Below are 22,788 nucleotides of genomic sequence, written 5' to 3'. Positions count from 1 at the left end.
ATTTATGAGGAGTTGTATGTATGTAAATCAGAAGTGATTAATCGAACGTAAATAAGCGATGTGATATAATGGAATCGAATAAACAATTAGGAAGAACATCCGTCGGCGATGAACAAAGCAAGTGAACCGTATGATTAAAATAAACGGTTTTGTCATATGGCATTTTCAATCAACGGGTTAGAAAAGCTGTAGGAAAGGGGAAATCTGTTTTGATTAAAGCGGTAATTTTTGATTTTGATGGGTTAATTATAGATACAGAGACAGCTTGGTTTGAATCGTTTAAGGAGGCATTAGGTACGTATCGTGTGGATTTACCGTTGGAATGTTTTGTTCAAACGGTTGGAACAGAAAATGATGCGCTTTATGAATTTTTTCGACAACAGCTTGGTGAACGCTGTAATATTGAAGAAATTGAGGAGAAAGCTACTAGATTTTATGAAATGAAAATGGAAAAACCTGAGGCGCGTGAAGGAGTAAAACAATATTTGGAGGAAGCTCAAGAATTAGGATATAAAATAGCCATTGCTTCAAGTTCTAAAAAAGAATGGATCATCCATTATTTAAACAAATTAGATCTGTTATCTTACTTTGAAGTCATTGTTACAAGGGAAGATGTAGACAAAATCAAGCCAGCTCCTGACTTGTATTTGAAAGCGTTAGACGCTTTAGGTGTCCAACCCGATGAAGCAATAGTGTTTGAGGATTCTTTAAACGGCCTTCAAGCTGCCTTAGCAGCAGGGATAAAGTGTGTCGTTGTACCTAACTCAGTCACACAATCGTTAGCCTTTGAACAACACGCTTTAAGATTGAGTTCAATGGCGGAAAAACGTTTAACAGAAGTGATCAAGCAAGTCATGGGATAATGTCCAATGCATACTATCATATTTTCGATTAAGCATGAACGAGGAGCAACCTTATCGCCACGAAATGACCGGGGCCTTTTTACGGAAGGCTCCATTTTTTTGAGCTGAAAATGATAACAAAGCAATCTAATGACATAGTCTCGAAAACAGTAGTCAAACATGATGGTGTGATCGTGAATACATGAACGTAAGTATAGCTTTGTCATTCCAAAAAAGTAGGAAATATTGTAAAATAGAGAAAGGAAAAGGAGAGGAGAGAGAGCGATGCCTATTTACAACAAGCTTGTTCGGGATAAGATTCCACAAGTTATCGAAAAAGCAGGAAAGACGTTTACAGTCCGCACGTTAAGTAATGAAGAATACCGCCAAGAGCTGCGAAAAAAAGCGTTTGAAGAGTTGGAAGAGTACATGAATGCCACTGATGATCGTACGGCGGTAGAGGAGTTGGCCGATTTGTTAGAGATTGTTCATGCACTTGCCCAATGCCACGGGGTAACGATTGATCAAGTCGAAGCGGTTCGGGCAGAAAAAGCGGAAAAACGAGGAGGTTTTCAAGAAAAGATTTTTTTGATCGAGGTACATGATGAGTAAAGTCGAGTTTGTCAAACGCCATTTGATCGAAAAACTAAAAGAACATATCGAAACCTCATCCACGATTTATATATTGACGTCGTTCGTAATGAAGTCGGGCGTGGAGGTCATAAAAGAACCGCTCCAACGTGCAGCGGAGCGGGGAGCTGATATTAAAATTTGCGCTGGTGATTATTTATATGTCACCCAACCTGAAGCTTTGCGCCAACTTATAGCGATTCATCCAAATATTGAAGTTCGGCTATGGAAAAGTGAGGGCGTTTCTTTCCACCCGAAAGCATATTTGTTTGAAGATAAAAACGACGGCTATTTTATTATCGGTTCGTCCAACTTATCGCGCTCCGCCTTAACGAACGGCATCGAATGGAACATCGGGCTGCACAAGTGCGTCGAAGAAAACGTCTTTGCCGAAGTAATGAGCGAGTTTTTAACGCTTTTTTACGCTGAGCAAACGGTACAAGTAAACGAGGAAACGTTAAAAGAGTACGAAAAGCAGTACGATGATTATCATCAACGTCATTCGAATTTAGTGCGACAGTGGGTGAAGTTGGAAGAAGTGGAACTGATGCTTCCAACTGAAGTGCCAGCGGCAGAAGAAGTGGAAGTCGTTTATGATCCAACCGTTTCATATGGAGCGATTCAACCGCGCTTTGCGCAGGTGGAGGCTCTCGCCCAACTCGAGGCTACATATGAAGAAGGGTACGATCGTGCGATGGTCGTCATGGCGACTGGTCTTGGCAAAACGTACTTGGCCGCCTTTTTTGCCCGTAATTTTAGTAAAGTGCTATTTATTGCCCATCGCGAAGAAATTTTGCATCAGGCGAGACGCTCGTTTGCGCAAGTGCTTCCTGATAAGACGTTTGGTATGTATGACGGTAAAGTGAAAGAAGGAAAAGCTGATGTCGTGTTCGCGTCTATTTTTACATTAAGCATGAAAAAGCATCTGCAAGCGTTCGCTCAAGACGAATTCGATCTCATCATTGTTGACGAATTTCACCATGCCGCAGCGAAGTCGTACGAGCGTGTGCTCTCTTATTTTCAGCCGAAGTTTTTACTTGGCATTACGGCGACGCCCGATCGTAACGATTATAAAGATGTGTACGCGCTTTGCGATGGGAATGTGGCGTACCGCATTGATTTTATCGAAGCAGTGCAGCACGGCTGGCTTGCACCATTTCGCTATTATGGTGTGTACGATGATACGGACTATACACAAATTGCTTGGCGCGGCAACCGTTATGATGAAGTAGAATTATTGCAGGCGCAGCTGCGCACAGAAGTGGCGGAAAATATTTTGCGAGCTTGGGAGAAACATAAGCAAACGAAAACACTCGTGTTTTGTTCATCGATTCGCCAAGCGGATTTTTTATCTCATTATTTTAATGAACACGGCTATTGTACAGTAAGCTTACACTCAAAACAAATACATATTACGCGTTCGGAAGCCATTTCCCTGCTCGAAAAAGGCGAATTAGACGCCATTTTTACCGTAGATTTGTTTAACGAAGGTGTCGATATTCCAGCTGTCGATACACTTTTATTTGTTCGTCCGACAGAGTCACTAACGGTTTTCACCCAACAAGTCGGGCGCGGTTTGCGGCTTCATCCAGAAAAACAGTATTGCGTCATTATCGACTTAATCGGAAACTATCGCAATGCTGATGTGAAACTAGCCCTATTTGATACGAAAAAAGAGGAAAGGAAAAAACAAAAGTCTGTGATCCCCGTTGTTCCTGACGGATGTGTCGTCGATTTTGATGTTCGCGTCGTTCATTTATTAGAAGAGATGCGTCGGAAACGTCAACCGCGCAAAGAGAATTTGTTAGTCGACTACTATGACGTAAAACAACAACTCGGCCGCCGCACGACGTATCTTGAGCTTCACTTGTACGGCCGCAGCGTCGCTAAAGAATATCGCGATGAGTTTAAATCGTACGTCGGGTTTCTTTATTGGGCAGATGAGTTATCCGAGCGTGAAAAAGAAGTGTTTTTGAAATACGAACCGTGGCTTATAGAAGTCGAGCGAACAACGATGACGAAAAGCTATAAAATGGTCGTCTTGCAAGCGATGCTAAACCGCGGACCATCACATTGGCATTTGCCAATTATGCCAAATGAAGTTGCACCATTTTTCCATCAATATTTAACAGAAAAAGAATACCGAAAGCGCATCGATTTCTCCGATGGTGAAACGAAGCGATTATGGCAATACGACGAGCAAAAAGTGGCAAAACTTATCGCCAAAATGCCGATGACAAAATGGAGCGGTAGCTCAAACGGACTCATTTTGTTCGATAACAACGTCTTCACGCTCAACTTTTCCATCGCACGAGAGGATGAGAAAATTTTGCACCAATGGACGCAGGAGATTTGTGAATATCGGTTGCATGTGTATTTTGAGAGAAGGGGTGGGGGGAAGCGTTCGGAAATAAGAAAAGCAAAGGGGATGAGTGTTCATGTATTCCATTCTTGAAAACTTGCGCTGTCCAATTTGCAGAAAGACATTTAAACGGCAAGACCAGGTCATTCTCGATGTAATTAATACAGTTATACACCGTGAATGCTACTATACATGTGTAGGAAGGAAACTGTTTCCGATCAAAGACGAAGGATCGCTTCGGAAGATAATCGCGACATATGAATTTTTTAGGGATGATTAAACATGAGTGGTGCCATTAGAAGCGGTATTTGGTATTATTTTAATATTTTCTATCTGTAGGCTCATCATCATAATGTGTACTTGACGAGTGGTACGCTTTAAATGTCCATCATCGAAACATGTGTCTGCCTTTTAAGTTTAAACCTGATAGCAACGTAGCAAAAAGAGGTATTTGGTATAAAAAGTAAAAGTATGCTTTTGGTTTGTAACTATTCAGCCACATCATAAAGTGAGCTGAATATTTTTTGCTTTTCCTGTCCATGATGTGAATATTGATAGACAAGGAGGTGAATCGCATGTTGACGGTACAACAAGCTGTATTTACAGTTGAAAGCTTAATCAGCAAAGTCCAACAACAAAAGCAGCTCATTACTCACCAACAACAAGTCATTGAGCAACTGTTGAAAGAAAACAAACAGCTACGCAAAGAAAATGAACAACTCAAGTATCGCGTTCAAGAGCTGGAAGCACGCACGAAAAAAAACAGCTCTAATAGCCATTTGCCCCCATCTTCTGACCGTTTTGCCAACACACGTTCTTCTCGTCAACCATCTGGCAACAAGCCAGGCGGACAAGAAGGACATCAAGGAACGACGCTCCGTCAAGTGGAACATCCACATCATCGTGTCGTCCACCGTGTGCATACGTGTCAAGGATGTGGGGCTTCTTTGCGTGAAGTCAAACCGTTCAAAGTCGATGTCCGTCAAGTGTTTGATGTCCCTCCTGTGGCGATCGAGGTGACACAACATGAACGTGAAGTGAAATCGTGTCCACATTGTCGATGTGTTCAACAAGCCGAATTCCCATCCCATGTCACGAATCATGTGCAATACGGTCCACGGCTCACGGCGCTCGTTGTTTATTTACATCATATCCAATTGATCCCGTACAAGCGTTTAAGTGATACAATCGAAGCGTTATATCAACACTCGATGAGTACGGGAACTCTTGCCAATATGGTGAAACGAGGACGCGAATCGCTGGAATCAAATATGGACATCATCGAAGACGCCTTACTTGACTCCAACATCTTGCATGTCGATGAAACGAGTTTGCGCATCAATGGGAAACTCGCATGGGTGCATGTCGCATGTACGTCGACATATACATACTTAGCTCCTCACGCTTCTCGTGGAAAGAAAGCAACGGATGAGATCGGGGTTCTTCCACAATACAAAGGGACGATGATGCACGATGCGTTCGGTACGTATCCGAAATACACACATGCCACCCATGCCCTTTGTCATGCCCACCATTTGCGTGAGTTAAAAGGATTCATCGAACAGGGGCATACGTGGGCGATGCGCATGACCACGTTTCTGTTAGCCGCCAAGCAAGCCGTCGAAGCCCATCACGGTGCACTTTCCGAAGAAGAAGCGAAACGATGGGAACGAGTGTATGATCGCATCCTAGCGAAAGCACAACACCGATTAGAAACGATGACACCTCTTCCGAAAAAAGCACTCGCTTTTGTTCGACGGCTTCAGAAACGAAAGGAAGAAGCGTTGCGTTTCTTACGTGAAGTACATGTTCCCTTTGACAACAACCAAGCCGAACGCGATCTTCGCATGGTCAAAGTCAAAGAGAACATTTCGGGTACGTTTCGCGAAGAAACATTCGCCCAGTCGTTTTGCATCGCAAGAAGCATCGTTTCCACACTGACGAAACACGAAAAAAACGTGTGGGATTCGTTATGTCTTCTGTTGACGGGTGACACGCTTGATCATGTTCTTTCTACCACTTAGGGCATTTTCAATCACGGGGATGTCCTATTTGTGCTGGGCTTTTTTACATACTTCTATCGGGGTGAATAGTTACTTTGGTTTTTCTTATCATGATCGTCATTTGTGGAGTACAAGTGGTGGAGATCCTACTTCGATATGGAAAAAGAGATATGATCTTAAAACGTATTCGCGTTTTTGGGTAGCCTCTAGTTATGCAAATAGGATGTACTTCCCTCTAACAACGACGTTAATATAGAAGAGATACTTGATTCCAAGCGCTGTATACACCTTGCTTTGCAAGTCTTACGTTGGAATACATTTTGCCTAGGATCAAGAGACGAGACAATGCGTCATGCGTTTGAGATGTATTCGCCATACATCCAGGTGGCTCATGCACCCTGTTACGCTCATTATTTCGTCAGTTGAAAGGACATCAAATAAGAGTAGGTATGGACAAAGCAAATGAATTGCTTTTTGTAGGCAACCGAGCATGTGGAACATTGAACAAGCAAAAGGAATTTTTCCGAAGGGAAGGAGGAAACGTTTAGGGCATTAGCATAATGTAATTTGAATGAAAACGTATTGCAAATGGATATAATGTAATCTCTTTCAGGGAAAACATTTTCTTTTGTTCCCTCGTCTTTAGAAACAGAAAAGAAGGAGTTTTTTGATTTTTGCAAGAAACATATATTCCTTTGATAACAGTAATTGAGGCGGATCTCACACAAGTTGAGACTACAACAAAAAACATTTCGAGTTCTTTACATAAAGAAGCTCTCGTCTACTTTCATTTTGAGTCAATTAGATTATCAGCCTACACGCATCAAACATGTAAATTTTGTTTTTTTGATGATCAAAATATAACCCACAGTCAAACAAATTTTTGTTTGAAAATTATTAAAAGTATTTGGTAAAATAAGTTTATGGTAAATTTTATTGTTGCTTAATTGAAAGTTATACTTGATTGCACCTTTTTGTGAATATGTTATGTTGGTAATTTGATGATTTTTATGTATATTTGTATATAAAATTCCTTTTGTTCCTAAATATATGTTGTGGTTTGTATAGGCTGGTGGGCTCCTGAACAATGATGCTCGCCTTTCCGTTGCACCGTGGAGGTAAGCTATGTATTCTTCTTTGTGGTCAAAAAATGAGCAAATAACTCTTTTGACCAATGATATTTCAAACTTTTCCGCTGTGTAAAATGGGAGCAAAAGGTCATCAAATACAGGATCTTTATACAGATTCAATGGAAAAACAAGCAATACCAATGAAACTATGATTTTCGACATTTTACGAACAAGGGGTGGAAGAATGTTTGATGTGAAGGTAAATGAAGAACAAAGAGATTATGCTGGTATGATGGTATCAAAATTTAATTTTGGAAAAAGAGGTTATGCTGATGGGAATAAGGAACAACAGTTTGTAGGGGTATTGGGACAAGTAGTAATAGCTGACCTGACTGATGGACAGAGGCCGAACGGAGAGAATGGATTTGATGGTGGTGTGGATCTAATCATTAAGAATAAAAAGATCGATATAAAAACAATGACCCGTACTGTTCCAATGAAACCTCATTTTGTACATAATTTTATTGGATATCAGTTGAGATATGGAGTAGATTATTATCTATTTTGTTCTTTTAACAAATCAAGGAATATACTCACTGTTTGTGGATTAATAAAAAAAGAAGATTTTCTAAAAAAATCGAGTTATTATCCAAAAGGATCAAAAAGATATCGAGACGATAATTCTTTTTTTGTAACCAATGCTCCCCTTTATGAAATTAGACAATCTGATCTAAATGACGTTAATACATTAAACGATGTTTATATGTATATAAAATAAAAGAATATATTGGAATATATACAAAATTTAGGATCGTACCACAACATGTACTTGACAAGCAATACGGCTTCCTGTGCAAAGATGCGTAAAAATCGTTGATTTGCTGATTTCTCCTAAAAACTGTAAATAAGATATGTTCAGAAAAAATCAAGTACATCTTTTGGTGATGAACCAAAATTTATAGGTACTGTGCTGATGAAAAATATCAACAACAAGTATGTGATCAATCCCAATGAATATTATATAGATTCACTTTGTGGCTTTAACATAAGCAATTATTATTTTTCGACTGTCGAGCAACCGAGCAACATCGCTCCCAGACAAATGAATTCGTCTGGAAAGTGTTCAGTGGTTCGATGCTTTGCCGCGAAGGTGTGACGGAAGTAGGCTTTTGGTTTGCTTCCGTCAGGCGAAAAAATGAAGTTAAACTTCCAAATTGTAGCCATATAGCTATATAAATGCTCATTGAAAAATTAATATTTTCCTTCTCTTGCAACTAACTTTCTCTCCCAACGTTCAACTTGTAGATTGAACCTATAGGATCTTTGGAGAAAGTGTTGCAACAACGCTTATTATAGTGTGCAGTATAACAGAGAGGTTGACTCTTTATGTTGCATGTATATATCTTTTGGATCGACCGAGTCTAATGTAAAATTTTTTTATTTAGTCTTTTCAACTAACAACTGATAATATGATCAAAAGCTTTTTCGCTAATCTCCCGAATAGAATAGCTGAATTGGTATGTATATGAAGATCAAGCTCCCTATGAGCGTGAATATGAACCTCGTTTCAAACTAGTAGGAAATCTGAAGCTGATAAGCTTTGATACGAAATCACATTCTGTCTGAACATGGGGATAATCAGTATCTAAAAATAACATTATGAGAATAACTAATGAAAGGAAAAAGATAATCATGGACAAAACGTTATATACAGAAGGTATAAATGCAATAATTGAGTTGTACAATTACTCCGTAAAAGGTGTAAGTAAAGTAGCCGAAGAAACAATAAATCGAGCATTCGGGGGAGTTATAAGAGCTGAAAAAGGAAAATTAGTAGAAAAAATGGCCCAAATGATGACTTTACTCGCGTGGAGGGATGTTCTAGGTCAAGATATCAAACGAATTAAAATGGATAGAAAGAAAATTAAAGTTCCAATTAATGATGAATATATAAACAATATTAGGGATGAAAATGTAAAAAAAATTATCCAGAAAGAAAGAGATAGATTTTATTATAAAATAGGAACGGATGTTCATGTATATATAGATGGAAAGTTCGTTATGGCCATTGAATGCAAAGCATACACTGAAAACGCAATGTTAAAGAGGATATTAGTTGACGCTACTTTACTTAAAAAATTTGCTGAAGTTCAAAAATTTGTGCTCCTTCAATTAGAAAGTCAGTTAGGAGGAGATTATTCACAATTAAATTTTATCACCATTGGTAGCCCATCTACACGAACACTTATGTCTTATTTTGATATTGATTTAGAGATTATAACTTTGCTGAAAGGTGAAAGAGATATAGATAAACCTATACACAATTCTTCATATTTTAAGGAACTTACGCACTCTTCAGTTAACAAGGCTATTTTAACATTGAGCAATATATTAAAAAGCTTTGTATAATGTAAATTGGACAGTAATTAGGTAAAAATGCCTCCTATCCTTTTTGTATCAAGAGATAGGGGGCATTTTTGGACACGCGTTGGGCGTGCGTGTAGGTGCGAGGTTGGATGTCCTGGATCTCCTAAATGAGGCTCCATCCCTAAAGTTACAAAGAGTTGCCTTTGTTTAGCTGTTAGTTCAGTTTGCTGAATATGGGTCGTCGTTTCGGAAGAAAAATGCTCAAGCTTCACGGGCCACCTATTTTCTTTGGAGCAAATAAGAATGCAGTCGGTAGGCGGCCTTCTGCCGAGCTTCATCAGGGGGCGGTGAGTTCCAGTCGGTTTTTACTTCAAAATTCCAAACGATGCTTTTCATTCTTTGTGATGGTGGTTGCCTTTGTTTAAAATGTACATAAGAATGTGCCAATGACACGTTTCTTCGTTTAAACTTCTAGAGGAGACTAAATAAGTTTTTTCCCCCTATGATTCTTTTTTTAGCCGTCTCACAGTATTCTGAAGAAATATCTATGCCTAAGTATTTTCTATTAAGCTGATCTGCAACATACGTTGTCGTACCCACTCCATTGAAAGGATCTAATACAATGTCTCCTGGAAAGCTAAACAATTTAATTGCTCTTCTTGCTAACTCTTCAGGAAACATAGCAGGATGTCCATATTCTTTCATTTTTCTTTCAGGTGCTATAGACCACTTTCCGATAGTCCAGGTTTTGAACTCCTCGGGGGTCAAATCAGATTCAGTACCCCAACGATTTGTTTTTTTTATTTCTCCTTTACTAAAAACCTCTATAAACTCCCAAGTATATTTAAAATAGGGACTGGAAGGACTCAACCAGCTACCCCAAGACGTAAATTTTGCATTGTAGTTATTTTTCTCCCATATTATTTCGTTTCTCCATATTAATCCTAAATCAATAAAAATACGACTGAATATGTGATGGGTAGGTATATAGTCTGAAAATAGAGGTTGAATATTAAAAACAATTCTCCCCCCCCAAACCAAAACTCTTACACACTCTTTCAAAATCCTTTCCATTTTCGAGAAATAATCTTTCCAGAATACTGTATCATCATGTTCGTTATAATCCATACCAAAGTTATAAGGAGGTGATGTAACGATCAGATCAATACAATTATCGGGTAGTTTTTTTAAAAACACCTCACAATCATCACAAATAATTTGATTTACATATTGCTCTGGCAATTGATTGCACTCTTTGCTAAATCCCTTTTCATTAACATAGAAAAACTGTTTACGAGATTTTTTCTTTTTTTCTTTCTCTTTAACTTTGACCTCGGCATTATAATTTACAAAAATTCGTTTACCAGAAGCAATTCCATATGATCTGTTACCTTCTATCGTATTCTTGAGCTTTAGTAAAAATGTTTTAGCTGTTTTCTCATTTTCTATAAATTCATTGAATTTTTTCATATCGATCTTATTTAAATATAATTTAACTGTTTTTTCGTCATCTACTTGTAAATAGAAGTCATTTTTACTAAATAAATTATTGATTTTCTCTGTTAATTCAAGAATATCATTATCTATATCATAATCAATAGAGTATTCTAAATAATTCAATATTAACACCACCCATTTATTTATCATAAAAGCCAAGGAATATAGCTTTTCGACGCGCTTATTTATTATATCAAACTTCGTATTAAATCATTTTTTTAAAGTCCAATAGTGAACATTTTTACGATTATGAAATAGTCACCAAGTTTTGATCTTACTGTTTAACCCAAATGAAAAATTTGGAATCAAATCCTTATTTGAAATTCCTCCTGCGTAACCATTGTTCTCTCGTTTCACAGTAAATACAAATACTGATTTGAACCCCCTCTAAAAGATCTCTAACAGAATTATAGTTTATCTTTCTTTAATTCTTTTAAATATTTTTCTATTGCTTCTTCAATTAACAAATAAATATTCTTCTCTTGCAAAATAGCCTGCATTTTTAACTGTTTATGCAGATCGGTTCGAATATCGAAGGAAACACGCTTCCTTTCCATTTTCTCCACCTCCTTTCTTAATTGGTTGCTCTCTTCTTTTGAAGAGTTGTTGTTTGTTTCACCGACAGAACCAGTTGACGCCTATGTAGACGTGATAATCTTTTTTGATTTTTTCATCATTTATTTCGGACACGTTCCATCACCTCTTTTTTACTTATGGAAGATGATTTGTAAATATCAATAAAATCGTAATTATACAGAATCTTGTGCAGAGTGTTGCTCATTATCAAAATTGCTTTGTCCTTGTATCTTGTATATATTTTCTATGATATGTTTCCGTTGTATAAATGCAACGAGGGAAGGTGCATAGGAAGTTGAAGTGGAGCTCGTCATCTATCTTCCATGATGTAAAGTCCCGAATACTTCTCCTGCATCATTTCGAGCACGAGTTTTTCTGTGAACTCGTTGGACATTTTTTGTAGAAGAGCAACCTGTTTAAATAACTCGCGAGTTTATATCAACCACCAGAACCTTGTATCCATCCCTATCGTGGTAGACTTTACGCACTTGTCTTTTTATATGTCCATTGGGATGGTGGCTGTCATTTATGTCAATCAATATTCTTTTATTCTTTTATTCTTTTATTCTTTTATTCTTTTATTCTTTTATTCTTTTATTCTTATTTTACCTCTTTCTATTAATGCAAGCAATAGTCCATGATGTATAAAATTTTTTGTAAAGTATTTTGCCAAATCAATAGAAAGAAGTGGGGCATTCTCTGACTTGAACAAAAAAACATTCCAAAGAAATGAAAAAACCCAACCATTTCTGAAAGTATACCGAATGCAGACTGGAATAATCAAATGGAAAATGTGGTTCGTCAGTTTGTAAAGAAAAAATTAGAGGTAATTATATGGTGATAAATATAAAATTTTATTGATATTATACTGTAGTTGAGTAATTTTAATTACAATAATTACCATGTAAAAGAAACAAACAGGGTACCCCTTATGCCACGTGGAGCTGTTTTTTCACGGTATCAATGGGAATATTTTGTTTCGCTGCACGGTAAATGAACTCCACGAGGCTATGTCCTTTTCTCTTGCGCAGAAGATCGAGCCCATCAGAAAAATCGCTGTTCGACTCGAACATACTGTACACGTAAGCAAGCTGCACCAAGATCCAGTAGCGTTTCACCGCCCGACGTCCGCGAACGCGGTATCCATCGAGTTTCAGCTGGTCTTTCGCTTGACGGAAAAAACATTCGATCGACCAACGCTCGGCATAGTAGCGCAAGATCTCTTCATCGCTTAGATCCCGGTCGGTGCTCAAGACGCAGTGAAGATGTTCCGATGTCATCGGCTGATCGGCTTTCCAAGCGAGCAGCACCACGGCATCATCGAGACCTTTGAGAGGGCCTTCGTAGCGATAAACCCGATAACGCTCTTCTCCCACCGTGACGAGGTGAGTGTCTTTCGGTTCGATGTAGCGGGCAAACTCCCTCACCTGAACCGCAATGCCTTTTGGATAAAGAAGCCGATTGGCCTTGAGCATTGCGATTACGTGGAATCCCTTTTTCAGACAAGCTTCCACGAGCGTTTGCGATGGATACCAAGAGTCCATCAGCACATAAACAGGACGGTGTACATCCAAAGAAGAAAGCATCTCGATCGCGAGTTCCCCCTTGCTTTTCCCAGCCGCCTTGTCGTAGAGGCGAAAGGCAAAAGGAAACGCTTGGGTCATCGTATGAACCATGAGCCAAACGAGAGAATGTCCCCAGACAGACTTTTTATCCCCCCAGACAGACTTTTTATCCGCGTGAGAATAGTGCCAATCACACCCTTGAATGGCGTGCGTTGCCTGTGACGAAGGCTTGGTTTTTTGGCAAATCGTATCATCGATCGAAACAAAAAGGGGTTGATTCTCCTGTTTGGCGATGCGTTCGACACGACGAAGCATCCACTGTTGAAGTTTGCGAAGCAGCGTCTCTTCATCCCAAGGGCTTTTCGTGAAAAAATGGCTGAGTGTCGTGCGGTGGTTCGGATGAAAGCTCCAATGATGAAGATCGGTCAATGTTCCCACAAATCCTTTGGTGGTCAGCGCATCCACGATATGAACGAGATGCTTCATGACAGGTTTTGAAAAATAAAGTGCCAACCCCAACATCGTGAAAAACTTGTGGATTCCTTGATGATGTGCTAATCTATTCATGAGACATGAACTTCCTTGTGAATAGTTTTGGTGACACATCTATTCTAATCAAGGAATCGGGTTCATGTCTCTTTTTTTGTTTGGTTGTAAATTCATGTTAGCGAATTTGCTCATCTACAGTCATGTATTACTTAGGACGCCCACTCTGCTTTTGAGTGGGCAATTTTCATTGATAGATATAAGAAATTTTCACTCTTTTATCTACAATATTCCTAATCTCATATTATAATTAGGATAAAAATCCTATTTTCCACTGGAGCTGGTTTAGATGGCGTACATGATTCCGGAAACGATTCGTTCAAGTGCAACCGCAGGTGAGCGACTGTTGTTTCGAACGCTAAAAACATATTTGCCAGATGACTATATTGTCTATTATGAACCGGAGATTCGAGGAAGACGTCCGGATTTTGTCATTATTGGTCCTGATTTAGGGCTTGTTGTGCTTGAGGTAAAAGATTATACATTATCGACATTGCTTCATTTGAATAATGATGAATGGACGATTGTAAATAGCGCTGGTGAGCAGGTGACAGTAAAAAGTCCGTTTAAGCAAGCGAGAGATAACGCGTTTCATATTGTTGATGTGTTGAAAAAAGATAAAAATTTAGTTCATTTAGAAGGAAAATATCAATTTCAGCTGAAGTTTCCTTACGGGTATGGGGTTGTTTTTACAAGAATTTCACAAAAAGACTTAGTGAAAAAACAGTTGTATCCGGTTGTTAATCCTAATCTTTGTTTGTTGCGTGATGAGATTGATCCAGATAAAGAAACATTTAGTGAAGAAATATTGTTCGAGAAAATATTGAATATGTTTGCTGTTCCGTATCGATTGCGAACACCCTTAACAAAAGAAGAAATTGATGCAATTCGTTATCATCTTTTTCCAGAAGTGCGTATCAGCGCTGAGTTTCGTCCACCTGTTCCATATCAAGATCAAGTACTTTTATCGCTCCACGACATTAAAGCAATGGATTTGCATCAAGAAAATTTAGCCAAGCAGCTCGGTGATAAAAACCGTTTAATTCGTGGGGTGGCTGGAAGCGGAAAGACGCTTATTTTAGCTAGTCGGGCGAAGCTGTTGGCGAAACAACATCCCGATTGGAAAATTTTAATTTTGTGTTATAACATTTCGCTCGCGCAAGGGATTCGCCAAATGCTACACCATATGTTACATGAACCAGATTCGTTATTTGATTTTGACTTTACAAAAGAAGATGGGATGGCGAAAACAGTAGGCGATCAAATTATTGTCCGTAACTTTCATGAATGGTTGAAGCATGATTTAAAAATGTCCGAGCAACAAATTCCATACATGTTAGAGAAGCTTAATCAAAAAGAAGCGATCTTGCCAATGTATGACGCCATTTTAATTGATGAGGGACAAGATTTTTCTTCAGATTGGTTGGCGCTTGTTAGTAAACTATTGAATCCAGCAACTCAATCGCTTCTTCTTGTGGAAGATCGAGCGCAGACAATTTATAAACGAAAACGCTCATATGTGCAAGATACAGGATTAAGTTTTCAAGGGCGTTCCAAGGTGTTGACGATTAATTATCGAAATACGGCACAAATTGTGAAGTTTGCGTGGGATTTTTATCGTGAGCATTCGGTACTAAGCAATAAAGTGGCCCAACGCGAGTTTGGAGGAGAAATTATCGCCCCACAAAGTACGCGGCGGAAAGGACCAGAGCCGGCAATTGTAAAAGCAGAGAACTTTGGACAAGAAATGCAAATGGTTGCGAAGCAAATGAAGCGATTATATGAAGAGAAAAACGTGCCGTATTCGGAAATGCTTATTTTGTATCGAGTGAAACGAACGCATAAACAAAACATCATCGATGTCATTAAGCGGGCGTTGGAAAAAGAGCAAATCCCTTATTATTGGCTCGCGGAAGATGAAACAACAAAGCGAAAATTTTCTCGCGATGAAGAAACCGTTAAAATTAGCACAATTGAAAGTAGTAAAGGTCTTGATTTTCAAGCCGTGTTTATTGTCAATGTTGACAACATGCCATTTGCACTTGAAGAAGACCGTGAACGGGAAGTATCGTTGTTGTATATCGGCATGACAAGGGCGAAAGAATACTTATGTTTGTCTTATTCGGGGGAGTCCGAATTTACACGGTATTTCGAGCAAGTTCGCACGAGCAGATTGCAGAAGAAAAAGGAAGAAAAAGCAAATGGTTCGTAACTTTGTTCTTTTGAAAGGAGAATTTCATGGGACGATCCCAAATAACCTTAGATACATTATACGACCGCGAAGAACAGCTTCTTGAAGAGTTAAATAGCGGTGAGGCAAAAGATTGGATTTATTATGAAATTGTCGATGTGTATGAAAAAATGGTCCGTTACTTATCCCGTTGTTCAGCAGAGGAAAAAGAGGAACATGGGTTTGAGTATGTGAAAAAACAGCTCGTGAGTTATTTGATTCATTATGGAACATATTTGAAAACGCAGCTTAGAAAAGACGAGCATATGGCGAAAACAGCGTTTCAAAAAGCGTTGAGATATGATTCGGAAAATCCGATTGCCCATTATCGTCTCGGATTTTTAGCGTATAAGGAGAAAGAGTACACAACGGCGCAGCGTTACTTTGAAAAAGCGCTTGAATATCAAAAGACGTATTCGAATCGGGAGTTTTGCTTAAATGAACGACAGCTATATTATGCGCATCTGTATTTAGCGAATAGCGCCTTGTTTATGGCGGAAAAAACGTATCAATTAGTGGCGCAATTTCCTGATTATATAAGCGATCAAGAGAAGCCTGCGAAACTTTCGTTTTTGCATGAATCGTTGCAGCGAAACGAAGCTATTTTAACGATGCAAGCATTTACGAAATGGACGTCGAGCGGAAAAGAGTATTGTTCAAAAGAACAATGTGAACAAGTGATGATGAATCCTCCTAAAAATACAGTCGTTCTTTATTTTTCCGATCGCGAAAATATGGTCGCCTATGGTGACAAAGAAGTGAGCTTGCCACGTGATCCTGCGGAGATGCTTTGTTATTTTTTACTGAAAACAAATGAAAAGCGTCCAGCAACGAAATACGATGTAGAGGTGTTTTTTCGGCGCAGAGAGAATGACGAGATTCGCACAAATACGTTTATTCAAAAAGTAAGGCGTCTTCGGGAAAGGCTAAGTCGCGTTCGAGTGCCCGATATGATCGACTCATGTCAGTTTCGAGGGGAAACGGCCTACTATTACAACGGTGTTGTTGATTATATCATTATGTATCGAAGTGATTATACGTTTATGTTTCGTGACGATTTGCGATGACATGTGTGTCATCGCTCTTTTTTTATACTAAGTTTGTAAATAACGAAAAGGAGCGATGACGAGATGAAAACATGGAATCAATTATTTATTCGCCAAGGGTTTATTTTAGAGGAAAAGCATCCGAATGAGTTTATTTGTACCAACGAGAGAAAAGAAAACGTCGAGTTTTTGTTGAAAAGTTTGGATGTAGCGAATGTCGATTATACGTTTTGGAACGATGTATTAACGATTGATAGCCCGCCGATTAGTGAAAAACAATGGCTGAAAGCAGTCGATGTTCCGTGGCGCGGAGTTAGTGAGTCACTAGGGCTAGAAGAACCGAACGTATTTGAGTTAGATACGTATATGAGCGGTATCATTCGTGAGTTGAATCGTTTGGGGCTACGTACCGTTTTTTGTTGTGACGGGCATGGGGAAAGAAGTCCTTATGTGTGTTTTGATGAGCGGACAAATATCGAGAAAGCGTTGCAGTTGTTAAATGCACTTCAAGTTAATGTTCACTTGCGGCATTCTCGTTTTCATAAGGTCGTATTTTTGACAAAAAGAGAACGACTTCTTGATCTCGCTGAGCACATGCGGAAAGTACAAATAAATTGGCTAGAACAAGGTGAAGAATATATTCGGAAAATGTTGTTTCTTCATACACTTGAAGAGTTGCTTAGTGTTTCAGGGGAAAGTGGAAATGAAGATGACATTCGCACGGTTGTGCATGGGAAACTCGCCCCTTATGTTGACAACATCACCACCGATCGATATGGAAACTTGCTTGCACAAAAGAAATGCAAAACAGGACATGGACCGACGATTTTGTTGAACGCTCATTTAGATACGGTAGAAGCTTTCGCGCCAGGAAGAACAATTGTGAAACAAGGAGCGATTTGGTCGAGCAGCAAAGGCATTTTAGGAGCAGATGATCGCGCGGGAGTGGCAATTTTACTTGAAATGGCAAAATGGCTTGACACGTCAGCTTTTAATGGGACAGTTAAGTTTATTTTTACAGTCGAAGAGGAATGTGGGCTTGTTGGTGCAAGACATGTTGACGAACATTTTCTTTGGGATGTCGATGCGGCAATTGTTGTTGATCGGCGAGGTAGTGGCGATATCGTCACCTCATGCGGGGCCGTTGAAAAGTTTTGCGATGCTCAATACGGACAGTTTTTCGAACAGGTCGCTTCCGAAGTTGGATTAACGGGCTGGAGATGTACTGCAGGGGGAAGTAGCGATACGAGAATTTGGGCAGAACATGGCATTCAAAGTGTGAACTTATCTGTCGGGTATGAAAAAGAACATACAGAAGATGAAACATTAAACACGGATGCTTGCTATGAGACGGTACGACTCGTTCAAGCAACATTGAATGAACCAAGGGGTTTGTTACGGGCGGCACGTGGCTTAGGTGTAGGTGTGGGGCATAAATAAAAAGTGCTTGGGAACAGTGTCTGGTACCAGTGATAAAGCAGATAGTACTGTAGTGAAACGCCCCCAAGCACTGTTTGAGAAGAGGCAGAGAGCAATAATTTTTCTCTCTGCTTTTCCATTTCTAAAGCAGGAACATCGCTACTTTTGTCGAAATATGCACCAAAACGGAAAGTGAGGTGCATATATGTCCATTGATCATGATCGGTTGTTTAAAGAGTTGATTCAAACGTTTTTTGAGGAGTTTGTTCTTCTCTTCTTCCCGTATGTGCATGAGCATATCGACTTTCAGCACGTAGCTTTTTTGTCAGAGGAACTGTTCACGGATGTGACGGCAGGGGAGAAGTATCGCGTTGATTTGCTTGTTGAAACAAAATTAAAAGGGGAGGACGGTTTGATTATCGTCCATATTGAAAATCAAAGTTATGTGCAACTGTCATTTCGAGAACGGATGTTTATTTACTTTAGCCGTTTGTTTGAAAAGCATCGTAAACCTATTTTGCCAATTGCGGTATTTAGCTACGATCATCTTCGCAATGAACCTTCATCATTTATACTCCAGTTTCCGTTTTTCGATGTGCTCCAATTTCAATTTCTTGCAGTTGAGTTGCGTAAACAAAACTGGCGTGATTACATTCGCCATGACAACCCCATCGCGGCTGCGTTGTTAAGCAAAATGGGGTATACTGAAAGTGAACGAGTAGAGCTGAAGAAACAATTTTTACGAATGATTGTGCGCATGGAATTAGACGAAGCAAAGCAACGACTGTTAATCGGCTTTTTTGAAACATATGTTAAACTGTCAGACGAAGAAGAACAGCAATTACGAAACGAGGTGAATGAAATGGAGACGAAAGAAAAAGAACAAGTGTTGGAGTTAATCATTTCATATGAGAAAAAAGCGTTAGAAAAAGGTTTAAGAGAAGGAGTGGAACAAGGATTACAACAAGGACTACAGCTAGAAAAACGTCATATTGCAAAAAAGATGCTGGAGAAAGGCTACGATATACAAACGATTCATGAACTGACGGAGTTGTCTGTGGAAGAGATTGAAAGGTTGAAGTAACATTGTTATCCCCCATTTCGTTCTGTTTACAGAATAAAATGGGGGATTCATACGTTTACATCTACATCTACGTTCATCGTTTCACTCCAATCTTTAATGTTGCAACATATGTTTCACTTGTTCAGTTGTTAAGTTGCGAATAAATTCGATTAAGTCAATCGCCTCGATTCCAAACTCATTGCATTTTTCAACGTATCTTTGATAAGCTTTTGTGTACATATCCATAAACAAAACTCCTTTCGCACGTTTCTTTTGTTAGTTATATTGTATTATAACAGAAATAAAAAATCAACAACTGTTATATAATTATTTTAAAAAATGATACGATTTTTATGTACATGTAGTAGAAATGGAAGGTTTGTAGTACAATAGAGTAGGCAAATGGAAGGGATTATACATATTTTACCGTTTTAGAAAGGATGAACATACATGCATATAATCGAGTTAATGAAAGCGCTCATTTTAGGGCTAGTCGAAGGAGTGACAGAGTTTGCGCCTGTTTCATCGACAGGTCATATGATTATCGTTGATGATATGTGGCTAAAGTCAAGTGACTTTTTAGGAAAGTATGGGGCGAATACGTTTAAAGTCGTCATTCAGCTCGGTTCCGTTTTAGCTGCTGTTGTCGTGTTTAAAGATAAATTTTTCGAATTGCTTTATTTACGAAAAGGCGAAGTGAGAAAAGGACCGCGGTTGACACTTATGCACATTTTTATCGGTCTTTTACCTGCCGGGGTGTTAGGTGTTTTATTTGAAGACTATATTGATGAACATTTGTTTTCGACGGAAACGGTACTCATTGGGCTCGTGCTTGGGGCCTTGTTGATGATCGCAGCAGACCGTTTCAGAAAACGAACGAAAGTAGCGCAAACAGTAGATGATATAACGTATAAGCAAGCTTTCATTGTCGGTCTCGTCCAATGCTTATCCCTTTGGCCAGGGTTTTCTCGTTCGGGGTCGACCATTTCAGGTGGCGTACTTGTCGGAATGAGTCATCGCGCTGCCGCTGATTTTACATTTATTATGGCTGTACCAATTATGGCGGGGGCAAGCGCTATTTCGTTGTTAAAAAACTGGCAGTACATTACGATGGATGCTTTACCATTTTTCATTGTCGGTTTTATTAGTGCTTTTGTTTTTGCGTTGTTAGCTATTCGCTTTTTCTTGCGTTTAATTAACCGCGTTCGCCTTGTGCCATTTGCCATTTATCGCATCGTGCTCGCGGCAGTTATTTATATTGTTTATTTTGCGTAATCTCCACGATTTTGGTGGAGATTTTTTGTTTAAAAAGTCGTCAAAAACGCACGAACGCATGATGAAAAAATAAGTCTATAATGAATGTGAAAAATAACACGAAAAGCTGGTGATGACATATGCATGAACATGCGCGTGCGGTAGATTATAACGAAAATCCGTTTATCGTCATTTGGGAAGTGACAAGAGCTTGCCAGTTAAAATGTGTCCATTGTCGCGCCGATGCCCAACCTGTCCCAGATCCGCGTGAGTTGACACACGAAGAAGGCATTCGGTTAATTGATGACATTTACAGCATGAACAATCCGATGCTTGTGTTTACAGGTGGCGACTGTATGATGCGTGAAGATTTGTTCGCCTTGGCCGAATATGCGATCAAAAAAGGAATGCGCGTTTCGATTACACCGAGTGCAACGCCAAATGTGACGAAAGAAAAAATGAAAAAAGCAAAAGAGATCGGACTGTCGCGCTGGGCGTTTAGTTTAGATGGACCGACCGCTGACATTCACGACCGATTTCGCGGTACGCCGGGCTCGTTCGATTTAACGATTGAAAATATTCGTTATTTAAATGAGTTACATATGCCATTACAAATTAATACAGTCATTTCGCGTTATAACTACGATCATTTAGAACAAATGGCGAAATTAGTTGCAGAGTTAAAGGCAGTAATGTGGTATATTTTTTTACTCGTTCCGACCGGCCGTGGACAAATGGGCGATTGCATTAGCCCTGAGGAACATGAACGAGTGTTCCGTTGGTTGTATGAGTTAAGTAAAACGGCACCGTATGATATAAAAACGACAGCAGCACAACATTATCGCCGTGTTGTCATTCAACAAAAAATGCGCGAAAAACGAATTGAAGCAGGGGATATTCGTTATGAGCATGCGATTACGACCGATCACGCCTCCATGATCGACGGCTTAAAACGAGCGCCAAAAGGCGTCAATGATGGAAACGGTTTTGTGTTCGTTTCACATACAGGAGATGTCATGCCGAGCGGTTTGCTTCCGATTGTATGTGGCAATGTGCGTGAGCAACCTTTATCTCACATTTATCGCGAATCGGAAGTGATGAAACAGTTGCGCCAACCAGACTTATATAAAGGAAAATGCGGCATTTGTGAGTTTCGCTACGTTTGTGGCGGGTCCCGCGCTCGCGCCTATGCAGTCACAGGTGATTACATGGAAAGTGAACCGTTTTGCATATACGTTCCTTTAGGGATGAGAAAAGAAAAGACCCGAACGGTGTTTGCTTAATTATTGTGGCAAACAACCACAAGGTGTCCGTGAGAAACGGACACCTTAACGTGCTTCTTTATTTTCGAAAGGACATTTGTGCATATGCATCGTGCAAATGAATAGATTCTTCATTGCGGCATGTAATATGAAAGCATTTCACCCAAGGTTGTTCATATAAGTCAGCGGCAATCAAACGGATAAGATCTTCTACGAATCTAGGATTTTCATATGCGCGTTCCGTCACATATTTTTCATCTGGCCGTTTTAGTACTGAATACATTTGAGAGCTTGCATTAGATTCCGCGATATGTAAAAGTTGTTCTTTAAAGTTTTCTGGCCATTCTGCATCATGCTGTAAATCGGCGATGATAGATACAATACCACGTTGGTTGTGTGCACTATATTCACTAATTTCCTTCGAGCATGGACATAGTGTTGTGACCGTGCAGTCGATACCGACCGATGCTTTCCAGCCTTTTTCATGTTCATACGTCATGGTCGTTAATACGTTAGCGTGCATCATTCCTTTATGCGCTGTTTCTGGCGCTGCTTTTTCATAGTACCAAGGATAACGGATAGAAACGGTTGATTTGCGCTGTTTCATTCGTTCTGCCATGTCTTTAGAAAAAGCTTGGAGGGAGCGTAAAGTCACTCTCCAATTTTTCTCATAGTACTCATGTAGTAACTCAGTTAGACGACTCATGTTAATGCCTTTTTCATCCCGATTTAAACTTGTTGTTAATGTGAATGTACCAATTGTTGTTTGTACATGCGGTTTCATGCTAGACTCAATTGTTATCGGATGCGAGACATTGCAAATTCCTACATGATCAATATGAAAAAAGAAATCTTTTTTTTCACTTTGTAAATCAACCATTTGTTCTTTATCAGTTGGCTTTGTTTTATTCATTAACGGATTAGTGGATCCGAAATATATGAGTCGATCTTCTTTTTTAGGTAAGTGTATATGTTCCATTTCTTCGTCTCCTTTTTAATCGTAATGGTTACTATTTATTATTACAAAATGGAATAAAAAATCAAGAAATAAACGTT

The 22,788-nt window shown here is 39.3% G+C and carries 16 protein-coding genes and 2 pseudogenes; 13 read left to right on the top strand and 5 right to left on the bottom strand.

The window, feature by feature from the left end:
• Positions 1-212 precede the first annotated feature (212 nt).
• From ACPF7I_RS08370 to ACPF7I_RS08345, 6 genes are all read left to right on the top strand, one after another.
• A complete protein-coding gene (locus tag ACPF7I_RS08370) occupies positions 213-863 on the top strand; it encodes an HAD family hydrolase (protein WP_430745932.1) in 651 nt (216 codons plus the stop codon).
• Positions 864-1,127: 264 nt separating this feature from the next.
• A complete protein-coding gene (locus ACPF7I_RS08365; protein ID WP_430743924.1) occupies positions 1,128-1,454 on the top strand; it encodes a nucleoside triphosphate pyrophosphohydrolase in 327 nt (108 codons plus the stop codon).
• On the top strand, positions 1,447-3,927 hold the full coding sequence (locus tag ACPF7I_RS08360) for a DEAD/DEAH box helicase family protein (RefSeq protein WP_430745933.1): 2,481 nt from the start codon (positions 1,447-1,449) through the stop codon (positions 3,925-3,927). The genes ACPF7I_RS08365 and ACPF7I_RS08360 overlap by 8 nt, the downstream gene beginning before the upstream one ends.
• A gap of 482 nt (positions 3,928-4,409) precedes the next feature.
• Positions 4,410-5,858, top strand: a complete 1,449-nt coding sequence (tnpC, locus tag ACPF7I_RS08355) for an IS66 family transposase (RefSeq protein ID WP_430743926.1) — start codon at positions 4,410-4,412, stop codon at positions 5,856-5,858.
• Positions 5,859-7,151: 1,293 nt separating this feature from the next.
• Positions 7,152-7,685 (top strand): hypothetical protein, encoded by a 534-nt coding sequence (locus ACPF7I_RS08350; RefSeq protein ID WP_430743927.1) that lies wholly within the window; start codon positions 7,152-7,154, stop codon positions 7,683-7,685.
• A gap of 914 nt (positions 7,686-8,599) precedes the next feature.
• Positions 8,600-9,316 (top strand): hypothetical protein, encoded by a 717-nt coding sequence (locus ACPF7I_RS08345; RefSeq protein ID WP_430743928.1) that lies wholly within the window; start codon positions 8,600-8,602, stop codon positions 9,314-9,316.
• Between the two features lie 429 nt (positions 9,317-9,745).
• Here the strand turns inward: ACPF7I_RS08345 and ACPF7I_RS08340 are convergent, their stop codons facing one another.
• The gene (locus tag ACPF7I_RS08340; protein ID WP_430743929.1) at positions 9,746-10,894 is read right to left on the bottom strand and encodes a DNA-methyltransferase; all 1,149 of its coding nucleotides are present in this window, start codon (positions 10,892-10,894) and stop codon (positions 9,746-9,748) included.
• 284 nt (positions 10,895-11,178) lie between these two features.
• Positions 11,179-11,448, bottom strand: a pseudogene (locus tag ACPF7I_RS08335) (hypothetical protein).
• Positions 11,449-12,092: 644 nt separating this feature from the next.
• Between ACPF7I_RS08335 and ACPF7I_RS08330 the strand changes: the two are divergent.
• Positions 12,093-12,182: pseudogene (locus ACPF7I_RS08330) on the top strand (transposase); the annotation flags it as partial.
• 94 nt (positions 12,183-12,276) lie between these two features.
• On the opposite strand, the gene ACPF7I_RS08325 reads toward ACPF7I_RS08330, so the two are convergent.
• Positions 12,277-13,479, bottom strand: coding sequence for an IS701 family transposase (locus tag ACPF7I_RS08325; RefSeq protein ID WP_430743930.1), 1,203 nt, complete (start codon positions 13,477-13,479; stop codon positions 12,277-12,279).
• Positions 13,480-13,747: 268 nt separating this feature from the next.
• On the opposite strand from ACPF7I_RS08325, the gene ACPF7I_RS08320 reads away from it, so the two are divergent.
• From ACPF7I_RS08320 to ACPF7I_RS08305, 4 genes are all read left to right on the top strand, one after another.
• The gene (locus ACPF7I_RS08320; RefSeq protein WP_430743931.1) at positions 13,748-15,670 is read left to right on the top strand and encodes a 3'-5' exonuclease; all 1,923 of its coding nucleotides are present in this window, start codon (positions 13,748-13,750) and stop codon (positions 15,668-15,670) included.
• A gap of 26 nt (positions 15,671-15,696) precedes the next feature.
• Positions 15,697-16,755, top strand: a complete 1,059-nt coding sequence (locus ACPF7I_RS08315; protein WP_430743932.1) for a tetratricopeptide repeat protein — start codon at positions 15,697-15,699, stop codon at positions 16,753-16,755.
• 63 nt (positions 16,756-16,818) lie between these two features.
• Entirely contained in the window at positions 16,819-18,174 is a 1,356-nt protein-coding gene (locus ACPF7I_RS08310) for a M20/M25/M40 family metallo-hydrolase (RefSeq protein ID WP_430743933.1), read from the top strand.
• Between the two features lie 184 nt (positions 18,175-18,358).
• Entirely contained in the window at positions 18,359-19,237 is an 879-nt protein-coding gene (locus tag ACPF7I_RS08305) for an Rpn family recombination-promoting nuclease/putative transposase (protein WP_430743934.1), read from the top strand.
• A gap of 93 nt (positions 19,238-19,330) precedes the next feature.
• Here ACPF7I_RS08305 and ACPF7I_RS08300 read toward each other — a convergent pair whose 3' ends face one another.
• On the bottom strand, positions 19,331-19,462 hold the full coding sequence (locus tag ACPF7I_RS08300; protein WP_003395753.1) for a hypothetical protein: 132 nt from the start codon (positions 19,460-19,462) through the stop codon (positions 19,331-19,333).
• 204 nt (positions 19,463-19,666) lie between these two features.
• Here ACPF7I_RS08300 and ACPF7I_RS08295 point away from each other — a divergent pair, with 204 nt between their 5' ends.
• The gene (locus ACPF7I_RS08295; RefSeq protein WP_430743935.1) at positions 19,667-20,491 is read left to right on the top strand and encodes an undecaprenyl-diphosphate phosphatase; all 825 of its coding nucleotides are present in this window, start codon (positions 19,667-19,669) and stop codon (positions 20,489-20,491) included.
• Positions 20,492-20,610: 119 nt separating this feature from the next.
• Positions 20,611-21,753 (top strand): TIGR04053 family radical SAM/SPASM domain-containing protein, encoded by a 1,143-nt coding sequence (locus ACPF7I_RS08290; RefSeq protein WP_430743936.1) that lies wholly within the window; start codon positions 20,611-20,613, stop codon positions 21,751-21,753.
• 58 nt (positions 21,754-21,811) lie between these two features.
• Here ACPF7I_RS08290 and folE2 read toward each other — a convergent pair whose 3' ends face one another.
• The gene (gene folE2 / locus ACPF7I_RS08285; RefSeq protein ID WP_430743937.1) at positions 21,812-22,711 is read right to left on the bottom strand and encodes a GTP cyclohydrolase FolE2; all 900 of its coding nucleotides are present in this window, start codon (positions 22,709-22,711) and stop codon (positions 21,812-21,814) included.
• Positions 22,712-22,788 lie beyond the last annotated feature (77 nt).

The organism is Anoxybacillus dikiliensis, from assembly GCF_050613275.1.
Lineage (GTDB): Bacteria > Bacillota > Bacilli > Bacillales > Anoxybacillaceae > Anoxybacillus.
Note: the sequence above shows the minus strand (reverse complement) of the source record. Positions and strands in the feature narration are given on the sequence as shown.

Coding starts and splice junctions, on each gene's coding strand:
- ACPF7I_RS08365 (WP_430743924.1), top strand. CDS start 1,128: ATGCCTATTTACAACAAGCTTGTTCGGGATAAGATTCCACAAGTTATC.
- ACPF7I_RS08360 (WP_430745933.1), top strand. CDS start 1,447: ATGAGTAAAGTCGAGTTTGTCAAACGCCATTTGATCGAAAAACTAAAA.
- tnpC (WP_430743926.1), top strand. CDS start 4,410: ATGTTGACGGTACAACAAGCTGTATTTACAGTTGAAAGCTTAATCAGC.
- ACPF7I_RS08350 (WP_430743927.1), top strand. CDS start 7,152: ATGTTTGATGTGAAGGTAAATGAAGAACAAAGAGATTATGCTGGTATG.
- ACPF7I_RS08345 (WP_430743928.1), top strand. CDS start 8,600: ATGGACAAAACGTTATATACAGAAGGTATAAATGCAATAATTGAGTTG.
- ACPF7I_RS08325 (WP_430743930.1), bottom strand. CDS start 13,479: ATGAATAGATTAGCACATCATCAAGGAATCCACAAGTTTTTCACGATG.
- ACPF7I_RS08320 (WP_430743931.1), top strand. CDS start 13,748: ATGGCGTACATGATTCCGGAAACGATTCGTTCAAGTGCAACCGCAGGT.
- ACPF7I_RS08315 (WP_430743932.1), top strand. CDS start 15,697: ATGGGACGATCCCAAATAACCTTAGATACATTATACGACCGCGAAGAA.
- ACPF7I_RS08310 (WP_430743933.1), top strand. CDS start 16,819: ATGAAAACATGGAATCAATTATTTATTCGCCAAGGGTTTATTTTAGAG.
- ACPF7I_RS08305 (WP_430743934.1), top strand. CDS start 18,359: ATGTCCATTGATCATGATCGGTTGTTTAAAGAGTTGATTCAAACGTTT.
- ACPF7I_RS08300 (WP_003395753.1), bottom strand. CDS start 19,462: ATGGATATGTACACAAAAGCTTATCAAAGATACGTTGAAAAATGCAAT.
- ACPF7I_RS08295 (WP_430743935.1), top strand. CDS start 19,667: ATGCATATAATCGAGTTAATGAAAGCGCTCATTTTAGGGCTAGTCGAA.
- ACPF7I_RS08290 (WP_430743936.1), top strand. CDS start 20,611: ATGCATGAACATGCGCGTGCGGTAGATTATAACGAAAATCCGTTTATC.
- folE2 (WP_430743937.1), bottom strand. CDS start 22,711: ATGGAACATATACACTTACCTAAAAAAGAAGATCGACTCATATATTTC.